General features: G+C 40.7%; 8 protein-coding genes. 4 read left to right on the top strand and 4 right to left on the bottom strand.

Annotated elements, in window-relative coordinates; translation table 11 throughout:
- The first annotated feature begins 152 nt into the window (after nt 1-152).
- Both gltB and FNT16_RS09490 read left to right on the top strand, forming a co-directional pair.
- Nucleotides 153-4,619: a glutamate synthase large subunit gene (gltB, locus tag FNT16_RS09495; protein ID WP_143871362.1), complete on the top strand. Its 4,467-nt coding sequence runs from the start codon at nt 153-155 to the stop codon at nt 4,617-4,619.
- 10 nt (nt 4,620-4,629) lie between these two features.
- Nucleotides 4,630-6,045, top strand: coding sequence for an FAD-dependent oxidoreductase (locus tag FNT16_RS09490; RefSeq protein WP_143871361.1), 1,416 nt, complete (start codon nt 4,630-4,632; stop codon nt 6,043-6,045).
- Between the two features lie 168 nt (nt 6,046-6,213).
- Here FNT16_RS09490 and FNT16_RS09485 read toward each other — a convergent pair whose 3' ends face one another.
- Complete coding sequence (locus tag FNT16_RS09485; protein WP_143871360.1) at nt 6,214-7,695, bottom strand: MFS transporter; 1,482 nt, start codon at nt 7,693-7,695, stop codon at nt 6,214-6,216.
- Nucleotides 7,696-7,876: 181 nt separating this feature from the next.
- Here FNT16_RS09485 and FNT16_RS09480 point away from each other — a divergent pair, with 181 nt between their 5' ends.
- Nucleotides 7,877-8,767: an amino acid ABC transporter substrate-binding protein gene (locus FNT16_RS09480; protein ID WP_143871359.1), complete on the top strand. Its 891-nt coding sequence runs from the start codon at nt 7,877-7,879 to the stop codon at nt 8,765-8,767.
- Between the two features lie 16 nt (nt 8,768-8,783).
- On the opposite strand, the gene FNT16_RS09475 is transcribed toward FNT16_RS09480, so the two are convergent.
- The 3 genes from FNT16_RS09475 to FNT16_RS09465 all read right to left on the bottom strand — a co-directional run bounded on the left by FNT16_RS09475 (nt 8,784) and on the right by FNT16_RS09465 (nt 13,256).
- Nucleotides 8,784-11,606 carry an insulinase family protein gene (locus tag FNT16_RS09475; protein ID WP_143871358.1) on the bottom strand — a complete coding sequence of 941 codons (2,823 nt, stop codon included), beginning with the start codon at nt 11,604-11,606 and terminating at the stop codon, nt 8,784-8,786.
- Between the two features lie 36 nt (nt 11,607-11,642).
- Complete coding sequence (locus FNT16_RS09470) at nt 11,643-12,425, bottom strand: divergent polysaccharide deacetylase family protein (protein ID WP_143871357.1); 783 nt, start codon at nt 12,423-12,425, stop codon at nt 11,643-11,645.
- Between the two features lie 84 nt (nt 12,426-12,509).
- Nucleotides 12,510-13,256 (bottom strand): glucosaminidase domain-containing protein, encoded by a 747-nt coding sequence (locus FNT16_RS09465; protein ID WP_246072189.1) that lies wholly within the window; start codon nt 13,254-13,256, stop codon nt 12,510-12,512.
- Nucleotides 13,257-13,457: 201 nt separating this feature from the next.
- On the opposite strand from FNT16_RS09465, the gene FNT16_RS09460 reads away from it, so the two are divergent.
- Complete coding sequence (locus FNT16_RS09460) at nt 13,458-14,630, top strand: hypothetical protein (protein ID WP_143871356.1); 1,173 nt, start codon at nt 13,458-13,460, stop codon at nt 14,628-14,630.
- The last annotated feature ends 29 nt before the right edge of the window (nt 14,631-14,659 follow it).

Below are 14,659 nucleotides of genomic sequence, written 5' to 3'. Positions count from 1 at the left end.
GCTCAGATTGATCTTTTTACAATAAATAGTTATTGTATTAGGTTCTGTCGAAAATTTTACTGAATGAAAATACATGGTTGAGCCTAAGCTATCATCGCGGTATATGCGCTTTGGTATAGTCAGCGGAAAGACCGTGGGCCTCGGAGGTTTTGATGAAACTATATGACGCTAGCCAAGCAAAAGATAACTGTGGATTTGGCCTGATCGCGCATATGGATGGCGAAGCGAGCCACAAATTGGTTCGCACAGCGATTGGTGCGTTAGATCGAATGAAACACCGTGGTGGTATTGCCGCCGACGGTAAAACGGGTGATGGTTGTGGTTTGTTAATGCAAAAACCAGATACCTTCTTTAGAGCAATTGCAGACGAAAACAATTGGAAGCTTGCCGCAAATTACGGTGTAGGAACAGTATTCCTTAACCAAGATGACGAAAAAGCAGCTTTTGCACGACAAGTCATCGAAGAAGAATTAGAGCGCGAAACCTTAACCGTTGTCGGTTGGCGAGTGATGCCAACGAACAACGAGATTCTAGGTGAAATTGCGGCTTCTCAGTTACCACGTTTTGAGCAAGTTTTTTGTAACGCACCAAGTGGTTGGAAAGACGTAGACTTAGAGCGTCGTTTATATGTTGCGCGTCGCCGCATCGAAAAACGAATTGTTGATGATAGCGAATTTTACATTGCAACCTTATCTGGTTTAGTCACAGTGTATAAAGGGTTGGTTATGCCGGCTGATTTGCCAGCATTTTACCAAGACCTAGCCGATTTGCGCATGCAATCAGCAATCTGTGTTTTCCACCAGAGATTCTCAACAAACACCTTACCACGCTGGAAACTGGCACAACCTTTCCGTTTCCTCGCGCACAATGGTGAAATCAACACGATTAAAGCAAACCGTCAATGGGCACTGGCACGTACCAGTAAGTTTTCTTCGCCTATTTTGCCTGACATGACAGATGCCGCTCCTTATGTAAATACAGAGGGCTCAGACTCATCGTCCTTAGACAATATGCTAGAACTATTGTTAGCAGGCGGTTTAGATTTATTCCGAGCAATGCGATTATTAGTGCCACCTGCTTGGCAAAAAAATCCTGAGATGTCTTCAGAGTTAAAATCTTTTTATGAATTCAACTCAATGCACATGGAACCCTGGGATGGGCCTGCGGGTATCGTATTAACGAATGGTCGCCATGTTGCGTGTAACCTAGACAGAAATGGCCTACGTCCTGCGCGTTATGTTATTACGACGAACCGATTCATCACGTTAGCTTCTGAAGTTGGTATTTGGGATTATTCACCAGATGAAGTGATCGAAAAAGGACGTGTCGGTCCGGGTGAAATGTTAGCTGTTGATACCAAAACAGGTCAGTTGTGGCGCACCAACGAAATTGATCAAGATCTAAAAGATCGTCATCCATACCGTAAATGGTTAGACGAAAACGTTCGCCATTTAACACCATTTGATCAATGTGAACCGGCATTGATGGGTAAACGCGATTATGACGATCAAAAATTAGCGGTTTATCACAAACAGTTTAACTACAGCTTTGAAGAGATTGATCAAGTGATCAAGGTTTTGTCTATTAACGGACAAGAAGCTGTTGGTTCTATGGGTGATGATACGCCTATGGCTGTATTGTCCCGTAAAAATAGAACTTTATACGATTACTTCAGACAAATGTTTGCACAGGTCACTAACCCACCTATAGACCCATTGCGTGAGAATCACGTTATGAGTTTGCAAACCTGTATTGGTCGAGAGCAAAACGTCTTTTGTGAAACAACAAGCCACGCAAACCGTATCTTGTTTGAATCACCTGTACTCATGTACACAGACTTAGTCCAGCTTAAGTCGCTTGATAACAAGCACTATGCAGCTGAAACATTTAGCTTAAACTTCGATCCGCAAAAAGAAGATTTGGCAAGTGCGGTTAAACGCATCACAGCAGAAGCCGTTACTGCAGTAAGAGAACGAAATAGTGTAATTCTGATTTTATCAGACAGAGATATAGCCAAAGGTTTCTTACCTGTTCCAGCCGCCATGGCAGTTGGCGCATTGCAACAAACATTACTCGATGAACAACTTCGTTGTGACAGCAACATTATTGTTGAAACAGCATCCGCTCGCGATCCACACCACTTTGCAGTGTTAATCGGCTTAGGTGCGACAGCGGTTTATCCGTTCTTAGCATATGAAACAATTGAACAGCTTGTTGATCAAAAAGCATTAAAGTTAGATGCCAGAACAGCGATTGCAAATTACCGTAAAGGTATTGGCAAAGGCTTGTTTAAAATTATGTCGAAAATGGGTATCTCAACGATTGCAAGTTACCGCTGCTCACAATTGTTTGAGGCTGTCGGTATTAATCAAGAAGTAATGGAATCATGCTTCCGTGGCGTTACCAGTCGTATAGAAGGTGCTACCTTTGAAGACTTCCAACAAGACATCATGAATCTAGCACGAGTTGCTTGGTTACCGCGTAAAAAGATGACGCATGGTGGCTTGTTAAAGTTTGTACATGGTGAGGAATACCACACTTACAATCCGGATGTTGTGACCACCTTACAAACGGCAGTTCGCTCAGGTAAGTATGACGATTATCAAGTTTTTGCTGACTTAGTTAACAAACGTCCTGTGGCTTGTATCCGTGACTTGTTAAAAGTTAAAGGCCAAGAAGCAATTGATATCAGCGAAGTAGAAGCGCCTGAGAACTTGTTTCCGCGTTTTGATACTGCAGCTATGTCAATCGGTGCGTTAAGTCCAGAAGCACATGAAGCTTTAGCAATAGCGATGAACCGTTTAGGCGGTAATTCTAACTCTGGTGAGGGTGGTGAAGATCCAAAACGCTTTGGTACAGAACGTAACTCGAAAATTAAGCAGGTTGCGTCTGGTCGTTTTGGTGTTACACCACACTACTTAGTAAACGCAAATATCATCCAAATTAAAGTTGCACAAGGTGCAAAACCGGGTGAAGGTGGACAATTACCAGGTGATAAAGTGAATCCGTACATTGCAACACTACGTTTCTCTGTACCGGGTGTTACTTTGATTTCACCACCTCCACATCACGATATATATTCAATTGAAGATTTAGCGCAGTTGATTTTTGACTTAAAACAAGTCAACCCAACCGCTTTAATTTCAGTTAAGTTAGTATCTGAACCGGGCGTTGGTACCATAGCGACAGGTGTTGCTAAGGCGTATGCTGATTTAATCACCGTTTCAGGTTATGATGGTGGTACAGCCGCAAGCCCATTAACCTCGGTTAAATATGCCGGTTCACCTTGGGAACTTGGTGTTGCAGAAACACAACAAGCCTTGGTCGAAAACAACCTGCGCCATAAAGTTCGTTTACAAACAGATGGCGGTTTAAAAACAGGTTTAGACGTGGTTAAAGCCGCATTATTAGGCGCAGAAAGTTTTGGTTTTGGTACGGGCCCTATGATTGTATTAGGTTGTAAATACCTGCGTATTTGTCACCTTAACAACTGTGCTACGGGTGTGGCGACTCAAGACGAAAAATTACGTAAAAACAACTTCCACGGTTTACCGGAAATGTGTGAAAACTACTTCAAGTTTGTCGCACAAGAAGTTCGTGAAATTATGGCTCAATTAGGTATCCGTAAATTCCAAGACTTGGTAGGCCGTACCGACTTGTTAGAATTAATTGATGGTGAAACTGTTAAGCAACAGCGATTAGATTTGTCTGGCGTATTGTTGAATAATGTACCATCGGCTGCAACAGAGCGATTCTGCACACAAGAGAAAAACCCGCCGTTTGATGAGGGTGAATTAAACTTACGTATGCTAGCGGATGCTAAAAATGCAGTCGCAAGTAAATCGGGTGGCATATATCGTTATTCTGTTCGTAACACAGATCGTTCTGTGGGTGCATTGCTAAGTGGCGAAATTGCAAAACACCATGGTAACTCAGGCATGCAGTCAGCACCGATTACCATTAACTTAACAGGTACAGTAGGTCAAAGTTTTGGTGTTTGGAATGCCGGCGGTCTGAATATGATCTTAACCGGCGATGCAAACGACTATGTCGGTAAAGGTATGGCAGGTGGTAAACTTGTTGTACGTTCACCAAAAGGTGTTAGCTACAAGTCTCACGAAAGCTCAATCATTGGTAACACTTGTTTATACGGTGCAACAGGCGGTAAATTATTTGCGGCAGGCCGTGCAGGTGAACGTTTTGGTGTTCGTAACTCTGGTGCCACTGCGGTAGTTGAAGGTACAGGTGATAACGGTTGTGAATACATGACGGGCGGTATCATGGTTGTATTGGGCACAGTGGGTGTAAACTTCGGTGCTGGTATGACAGGTGGTTTCGCTTACCTACTAGACGAAAACAATGACTTAGCCGGTAAACTAAACAATGAATTAATTGAAGCAACCAGCTTTGAAGATAAATCAATTTTAGTTGAGCACCTACGTGGGTTAATTAACCAACACTTTGAAGAAACAGGCAGTGAGCGCGCCGAAGATATATTAATAAACTTCAATGCTTACTTGTCTAAATTCAAGTTGGTTAAACCTAAAGCTAATGATGTAAATAACTTACTTGGTCACATCAGTCGTTCATCTGATGAGCTAAGAGTTGAGATCAAGTAAGGAGATAGTGATGAGCAAAAACGTATATCAATTTATGGATGTCGAACGTATTGATCCGCCCAAAAAGCCGATCGATACACGTAAAATCGAGTTTGTTGAAATATACGAACCAATGAGTGGATCTCAGGTCGAAGGTCAGGCTGATCGTTGTTTAGATTGTGGTAACCCGTATTGTGAATGGAAATGTCCGGTTCATAACTATATTCCACAATGGTTAGACTTAGCCAATCAGGGCCGTATCTGGGAAGCAGCAGAGTTATCTCACAAAACCAATAGTTTACCTGAGGTTTGTGGACGCGTCTGTCCACAAGACCGACTATGTGAAGGCTCCTGTACACTAAATGACGAGTTTGGCGCGGTAACCATAGGTTCTATTGAAAAATACATTACAGATACAGCCTTTAAACAAGGCTGGCGACCTGATTTGTCTGATGTTGTTAAAACAGACAAAAAAGTTGCAATTGTAGGTGCCGGCCCAGCGGGCTTAGCCGCAGCTGATGTACTGATTAGAAATGGTGTCACTCCGGTTGTTTACGACAAATACCCAGAAATTGGTGGTCTTTTAACATTCGGTATTCCAGCATTTAAATTGGAAAAAGATGTTATTACCTTACGTCGCCAAATATTTGAAGAAATGGGTATCGAATTTGTCTTAAACACTGAAGTAGGCAAAGATATTCAATTCCAAGAATTAATCGATAACTATGATGCGGTCTTCTTAGGCATGGGTACTTATAAGTACATGAAAGGTGGTTTTGCCAATGAAGACGCCAAAGGCGTATACGAGGCTTTACCCTTCTTAATTGCGAATACAAACCGTCAAATCGGCTTAGAGAAATCACCAGAAGAGTTTATCGACATGAAAGGTAAACGTGTGATTGTATTAGGTGGTGGTGATACTGCGATGGACTGTGTACGAACCTCAATTCGTCAAGAAGCAGCCTCTGTGACCTGTGCCTACCGCCGTGACGAAAGCAATATGCCTGGTTCACGCCGTGAAGTACAAAACGCGCGCGAAGAAGGTGTCGAATTTGTCTTCAACCTTCAACCAACCGGTATAAAGGTAAATGAACAAGGTGAAACCGTCGGCATCGAATTTGTAAAAACTCAAATGGGCGAGCCTGATGCAAATGGTCGTCGTCGCGCTGAGCAGGTTCCCGGTTCAGAGCACGTAGTAGAGTGTGACGCGGTTATCATTGCATTCGGTTTCCAACCAAACCCTGCTCCTTGGTTAGCAGAATACGGTGTCAACCTGGATCAATGGGATCGGGTTGTTGCATCAGCTGATAATCAATACAAATATCAAACCAGCAATGAAAAAATCTTCGCTGGCGGCGATATGGTGCGCGGTGCAGATTTAGTGGTTACGGCTATTGATGAAGGTCGTAAAGCTGCTGAAGGTATTTTAGATTACTTAGAAGTTTAATAATCCAAAGCGATAAACTTTTTAAGCAGTCATGCCTTTTTATAAAACCAGCCTACGGGCTGGTTTTTTTTATAAAACTTCAATAAATAGATTAAAAAAAAGCTCGCCAAACATTGTTTGCAATGCATAGACGAGCGTTTACTGTAGTATGAACGTAAGTTTTAATGATTAGACTATGCCCTGCTCTGCGGCGACTGTTTTAGTTTTAGCTTCGTCAACATCTTGTTGTTTTTGCGCTTGGCCTGGTTGTAATTTATCCTGCACAAAAAATACCGAAGCTGCACCTAATACCAGTGATATACCCGCCAGCCACATCATACTAATGGCATGATTATCGAAAACATATAACAACATCGGGCCTGCTAAAAAGCCACAAATAATCTGCGGACCCGCGACGGTAAAATTAAATATCCCCATATATACGCCAGTTTTATTGGCCGGCAAAGAACCCGCCAAAATACTATAAGGCATTGCGATCAATGCAGCCCAAGCAATACCAACGCCTGCCATCGGCAGTAACAAACCAACCGCGCCGGCAGGCACAGATACTTGAGTGATATAGAGGTTTAAGTGTACGATTTGCGGATCGGTAAACATACCCATAGTTAGAAAACCAATACCACCCGCAGCTAAACCAAATGCATAAACAATTTTTCGACCAAATCGATGTGCTAATTTACTCATAAATGCCGAAAATACGGCTGCAGAAATATACATCATGGCATATAAAATACCAATCCAATCGCCAGCAGCCCCTTTAGCCGCGATAACCTCTGCGGGTACTTGCTCAACTGAGTTTATATAATCGGGATCAAACCATTGCGGATCTATTCCCCAAGCAGTTTGCGTAACCGCTGCAAATATATAGACCCACATTAAAAACATAGGCAACCAAGAAAAAAACTGCACGATGGCCAATTGTTTCATAGTTTTTGGCATAGACAAGATCAACTTAAAAAAGCTAGCCTTATCTGATTCATTTAAACCTTTATACTGATTATACGACTTAGGTTCATATTCTTTAGTTTTAATAATTGTCCATAACACCGAGCCAATCATTATGGCAGCCCCCAAATAAAAGGACCAAGCCACCGTTTCGGCCACTTCACCTAACTTGGCCTGATTATTCATTGCCAACACATTAGTTAAAACAAAAGGCAAAATAGACCCCACAACCGCGCCTATATTAATTAACAAAGACTGCACAGCATAACCCTGATTTCTTTGCGATTCGGGCACCATATCTGACACTAGAGCACGAAAAGGTTGAAACGCTACATTAAAAGCGGCATCCATTATCGCTAACATCATCAGGCCGAATATCATCGGGGTAATAAACGCGACAAAAACAGGTGCCTGTGGCATCAAGATCATTGCAATAGTCGCAGTGAGCGCCCCTGCTAAAATAAAGGGTCCCCTGCGTCCTAGCTTAGTCCAAATTTTATCAGAAGAAGCCCCCACTAACGGTTGAATGATAATCCCCATAATAGGTGCAAGCAGCCACATATAAGACAAAGAATAAAGGTTTGCGCCCAAATCGGATAACACCCGACTTATATTGGCATTTTGTAAAGCAAAACCGATTTGTACACCGAGAAAGCCAAAACTGACATTCCAAATTTGCCAAAAAGTTAACTTGGGCTGATTCATATCATTTAATTCCGCTTATTTAATTTCAGATTATTGTTAATAAAACACGTATTTTATTAACATTCTAACAGCGGTTATTGCTTTGTAAGCTAAATTTTAGATGCATACGTATGCATCTAAAATTACTGAATTGATAAAACTATGCTTTACTTAGAAGAAGAATTTTCTAAATGGCGGCACAATGAAGATTAAGTCTCTAGCGAGTATCAAATTCATCATTCTAGCTATTTTATTCACCTTTGCTGCAATTCATATGGCTAGCGCTAGTGAAGAAACAATAACAGTGGTTTACCCAAAACCTTTATCTGAACTCGATCAAAGAATTGTATACCCGCTAGAAGTGTTGAAATTAGTACTGAGTAAAAACAACAGTGAATTTAAATTACAACCCAGCCGCGTGGCAATGACACAAAACCGAGCACTTAAAATGTTAGCCTTAGGTGTGGGGGTTGACGTTGTCTGGAGTATGACAAATGAAATACGTGAAACTAATTTAACACCTATCAGAGTACCCCTGTATAAAGGCCTTATTGGTTGGCGTTTGCTGTTAATCAAGTCTGAAAATCAAACTCGCTTTGACAAACTAAACACATTAGCAGAATTACGACGCTACATTGCAGGGCAAGGACATGACTGGCCGGATACAGATATCCTAGCCGCGAATGGATTCAGAATTGTCAGCAGTTCAAGCTACGAAGGGTTGTTCGAAATGTTGGAAAAGAATCGATTTGATTTTTTCCCAAGGTCGATCATTGAAATCGGCGATGAGTTAAAAAGCCATACTGAATATAATTTAAGCATCGAAAAAACACTGCTATTGCATTACCCTGCAGCGTTTTATTTTTTTATTAACCGAGCTAACTCGGCATTAAAAACCAGATTAGAAAATGGTTTTAATACCGCTATATCTGATGGCTCTTTTGATGCGTTATTCTACAAATATAACCAACAGCATATTCAACAGGCAAATATCCAAAACCGAAAAATATTGAAACTGCATAACCCAAACTTGCCGTCTGCTACGCAGCTAGATAATGCTGAGCTTTGGTTAACACCAACGGCTCAGCATTGACACCCACATAGCCATGTTACGATTTCTTGACTAGGCCACTGCCTTTTAATTGAATGAGCAGTTCCATATGGTCACGACCCAGCAACATGTTTTGATATAACGCCTGCAGCTCTGAAACTTTGACATTTTTAAGAATCTCAATGCTTTTAGCTTTGCTGTCAAAATCTAACTTATTATCCATAAAGTCAGCAAAATAAGGCTGAGCTTCTTCGTATATATTATTCGCATCTTGTTGATATTGAGCCAGTATGCTCTTTCTTGTCTGCTCAAAATCTTCTGCCGAAAGTATCGATATTTGCGATGCAAAATCCTGCCTGAACTTGTCAAACCGCGTTTTTAACTTTTTATAATCTGAATTATTACTTTGCGCCATCAATAAAAAAATAGGCTGGTTATCAAAATCGAATGCCATGCTGCCAACTTGATAGCCCAGTTGTTCCTCTGTTCTAAGCTGACGGAAAAATTCATTATGAAAACGAGCATTTAAAATCTCTAACAAAATAGCGACTTTAAGGTCTTTTTTCGGATAAACAAATGCGTCCATTACAGCACTATCTGAGTGTTCAACTTTCTGTTTAAAGCTAAGCATTTCACCTTTGTGAATTGGCATTAGATCTTTTTTATAGCGCGCGATAGGCTGCCTTACATCTGGTAATATACTGTTACTGTCTGCTGCGATTTGCCTGACCGACTCATCTGTATATGCACCGTAAGCGAATATTAACACCCGATTACGCTGTAACAACTCTGCTTTAAAAGCATTTACCATTTTTAAACTCACATAACGACTGGCTTCTAGCAACTGATCATCAGTAAACGCTTGAAACAATAATTGAGTTAACAAGGTGTTTGCCTGCTCAGCCGGTGTATCTAATGCGCGGTTTTTAAGTTTATCCTGATATTCAAGCATACTTTGTGCAAATTCTTGCGGGCTTGCTTCAAAGTCCACCAAAGCTTGCAATAATTGACGGCTCAACTCTGCATGTTTAGCACTTTTGCCCTGCATTTTAAAGCGAATACTACCCCCCCAATACGGATGAATATCAATGCTTATCCCTGCTCTGCCCGCTTTATCTCTCCAAGCAATAAGACTTTTTTCAAACATATTAATGAAGAGACGAGCCGCAACCTTGTATTGCGCATCTTGATCGCCGCTATCGGTATTGATGATTAAATCTAACCAGCCTTGGTTATTCTGAAATGCTTGACTGTGCATCAACCAAGCTTCAATGCCGTTTTGATCTGAAATAAGCTGCGGTGAATCATAGGTGCTTTGTATGCCTAAATCAGATTCAGTGCTAAATAATTCGTTGGCTTTGGGTAGCGCTAGCTGTATTTTTTTAGATGCAGCCAGCCAGCGATTTTTTTCACTTGTTGAAATTGCTTGATGCGCATATTTTCCCAAATAATGAGGAATCTCCTGCTCGACTTCAGCCTGTGGGTGAATATGCCACAATCGCATATTATCGACATTCAAATAGCTTAAGGTTTGTTTAATGCTTTCAGGATCAAATTTTTCATAAACTGCATGCGCATTTAATACATGCTGGGGTGGATATTCAAACAATAAATAGCTGAGATGAGTTGCTGAACGAATCAAATTACCATTATTCTGATTCGCGAATTGATCCGCTGCCATGCTTTTAAGTTCATCGTAATATGCAGCCTGTATCCCTTGGCGTTTTACCAAATCAATATACGCTAAAGTCGCTGCAACAATCTGATCAACCCTCTCATTTCCTTCTTCGGTCAATTCTATTTGAAACTGAACGTAGCCATCTTTGCCATAGTAATCCGGTGAAAACATCACAGTGCTAGACACCGCTAAATTTTCTAAGCGCAAATATTCCCCTAAAGTACCGGGTTCTTCAGAGGTTAGTAGATTGCGGATAAATTCATTGCTTTTAGTACGCCAGCTATCTGTATTATCTGGCATATAAAATTCAATCAACAATAAGCGCTTTGCTTGTTGTGGCTGGTAATAAATGTGTTGATTCACTTGATGCGGCATCAGGCCGGCGACCTGAACTTGGGGTTTTTGAATAGCTTTGTTTTTAATACTGGAAAAGTGTTGCTTAGCCATTGTTTCTAACTGATCTAATGACCATGGGCCTGCAAGTACCAAATTCATAATATTAGCAGAGTAATATTGCTGAAAAAATGCTTTACTTTCATCCAGTAAATTTGAGCCGGGTTTATCTTTTAATGTTTCCAAATTGCCAACATTAATCCGACTCAGAGGGTGTGCCGGATTACCTGTCGCACCGCGCACACGTTGCAATATTCGCCCATCATGAGCTCGATTTTTAGTCCATTCGTTATCAACTGCGATTCGTTCCTTTTCTACGTACTCAGCGGCAAAAGTTGGATTTTTAAAATAATCACTAAATCTATCTAAACCTTCAGCAAAGTGCGCTTTGTTCACCGAAAAATAATAATTGGTATGATCGGTAGCCGTATAGGCGTTGCTAAAACCGCCGCGTGTTTCAACAAATTTAAAAAAACCTGAAGGCTCTGGATATTTTTCTGTACCCAAAAACAGCATATGTTCAACAAAATGCGCAAGTCCGGGTTGGCTCTGTGGGTTTTGAAAACTGCCGACTCCGACAGCTAATGAAGCGACTGCCTGACTACTTTTATCATCAGAAATCAAAATAACCTGCATTCCATTAGCTAAAGTGAGGTAACGGTAATCTCTATCATCTTTAGCACTTTTTTGGATTGTCACCGGTAAATTTTTAACTTCTGTTTCTTGGATCTTTTCAGGGGTATTTAAACAGGCTGTTAGAATGAACGAACAGATAAAAATAGGCAACAATTTGCATTTTCTAATGAACACAGAAAACTCCTTTGAATTTTTATAATTGTTATTCGACTAATCAGCCAAATGAGAGTTCGATTGAATCGCAGCAATTTGTACATTGGCTGGACTAAGTTGTGATACCTTTTGCAGTGCTATTGCGTTAGCTGGATATCTGGCGAAAAACTTCTGCAATACCGCAATGGTTTCTGGATGTGGATGGCCAATGGCAATCACGGTATGACGCTTAATTGCCATTTTTAAAACTTTATTGAGCTGACGATTAATCGCGTCTTGTTCAATTTCATTGTCTAAAAATACATGCCTTCTGTACGCCGTCACGCCCAGTTGCTGTGCTATTTGTAATGCGCGTGATTGACTGCTGGTGCGACTATCAACAAAAAATAATTTTTTCTCTTTGAGAGTTTGCATAATAATCTGCATCGGCTGCTGCATTTGAGTTAACTTGCTGCCCATATGATTATTCACACCTTTAGCATAGGGCAATTGCTGCAACGCCTCATTTAACATTGAAACGATTGTATGTGCTTGCATATTAGACAAAATCGTTCCTGGCTCTAAGTTTTCTCCGCTAACAGATTCCATGGGTAAATGCAGCATAATTTCATGCCCTCGCGCACTTGCTAAGCGAGCAATCTCTTTACCATATGGCGTTTGCGGAAGCACAGAAAGCGTGATTTCAGGTGGCAGGGTCAATAAAGCTTTATCCGTCGCACGATAGCCGACATCGTCAATAATAATGGCGATATCAGCAAAAACATTCCAAGAAAAACTGCAACCACTTAGAGTTATTAGGTAAACGGCTGTTTTAATTATTTTTTTTATATATCGTTTCACGGTTTAAATTTGTTTAGTAAAATTCGGACTGAGTTTAACAAATTACTCAGCCCAAAAACATTAACAATTTTTACTCGTGACGATTTATTCAAGTTTGTTGTAACGGATCATCGATCTGAGTTCTTTTATATATTCATGCCCACGCTCAGAATATCGACCTAATCCACCCGCTAACGCAACGCCGGTTATCTCTTTGTTATTTTCTCTAAGCGTTTCTCGTATTCGTCTGAGCTCTAAATAAGCAGGGTGATAGTTTAAATTATTAATGTAACTTAAAACCGATTCTTTAGGGTTGTCAAAGTCGGCTACTTCATGTTTTTGCCCTTTACCACGGTGCGCTGGCACAATGCCACAGCCTTTTTTGTAACACCATTGCCCAAAGAAATTATTACCTAATTTGGCAAATCTGGATGTGCCCCATGCACTTTCATTTGCAGCTTGCGCGAGTGCTAAGGCTTCAGGGACAATATCAACCCGTCGCAACAAGGTTTGCCAAGCATTCTCGTCTGCAACATCAAAATCGTCTAAATCATAGTGCTCAGCCGTCTCGCGGATAAACTCAATGTCTGATGAAGACAAATTATCTTTTTCTTTATGCAATACAACTAACCTGCCACGCAGAGCCAACAACTCTTCATTACGCTCGGCAATTATCGGCCTAAAATAATTAAAAAATTGCGTTTTTCGTTCTTTACCAGCCGGATACGCTGAAAAGTCTGGCGCCGGAGGTGTTTTATCTTCAACTGCTCGAAAAACAAAATACGCAGCGACTGCTATTACAATGACAACCAGACTCGAAACGACAATCTGAACTCGCTTATCTGCCAACACGACAACTTTCTCCTATTTTTATAAAATGTCATTAACTGCTTATATTTCATACTACTTATACGAGTTAACCTGACAAAACGTTCAATTTAAAAAATTATAAATATGCTAAAAGTTTAATTAGCCCTTGCCTCTTATGGTAAGCTGCGTATGATCACATCCCTTTTCGCATATTCCAACTGAGCTGAAGAACACATACTATCCATGAGAAAATTACTAGCGTCTCCTGTCAATATGGCATTAACTGCCGCCGAAAATACAATTTATCAAAATGCTTTGAAATACATTGCTGATATTAGTTTGAACTTAATGGCCACAAAAGTAAAAGATCGTCCCGAAGATTTTTTATCCTGGTGTCGTGAATTAAATAGATTGTGTAAAGAAGATCTCAATCAGGATCTGTTAGATGAATCTCAAGTCAGCTCTTTCAAAAAATTACAAGAAATACTGGAAAGTGCGATTAGTATCGGCCAGTTAAAGTTACTACTTATTACGCCTTGGCCAATTTATGCCAGCTTTTGTCAAGAACATGCTCAAGCAACTGCACTGGATGAAAGGCTTCGTCTTTTGGCCTATAGCCAGAACATACTGACACAAATAGAAACAGGTGTAATTGAAGAAGATAAGCTCGTGCTAGCTGGTAAACACACAGCTAAACATGATCCAAGCATTTACGATTTCGACGTTGAGTGGTTTGGTAGCTGTAAAGGTCAAAAATTATTTGTTCAACTGTTGCAGCAGCAAACTGAACAATTTGCCGAGGCTCTGAATGAAATTCCAGCTGCAGGTGAAGTAACCTATCCGCAATATCAGGCGTTTTGCGATAAGTACAAGCAGATTTTTATTACCAACGGTGAAGCTGCGGCTACTTTGTACCCGGCTACGCGCTTGTTAGCACTTAAGAGACCTGATGTTTTTGTCGCTTTGAGCAGTCAAAAAGTCGATGCCATCTGCCAGGGATTAAGCATTGCTAAAGTAAAGAAATCAGATTTTTCGGCTTATTGGCAAGATTTAATTATGACATTGCAGACTTGTCCATGGTGGAAAGCTGCAGAGCCGGAAGACGAATTTGAAAAATCTCTATGGCAGTACAGAGCAATTTTAATTGACCTGTTTTTTTATGCTGATTTGCAATCGGCCAGCAAGTCTAATTACATCAAGCTTAGAGACAAACCCAAAAGAACCAGTAAAACGCCGAGTATAGGCCCCAAAAATAAACGCTCAAAAGATTCTGTTATCATTATGGTTGACAGAGCACTGGCTGCTGATGACATACCACAATTTATACGCAATAACCGAGATGCAATTATTTCTCAAGTTATGGGTGGTAAAAACATCGACGAAGTTATAGGTTTGATGCGCTCTATATTTGGTTAATTTGTGCAAAATCATATGGCACTGCTACG

It is taken from the genome of Catenovulum sediminis, assembly GCF_007289895.1.
GTDB lineage: Bacteria > Pseudomonadota > Gammaproteobacteria > Enterobacterales > Alteromonadaceae > Catenovulum > Catenovulum sediminis.
This window is presented reverse-complemented; position numbering and strand designations above follow the sequence as displayed.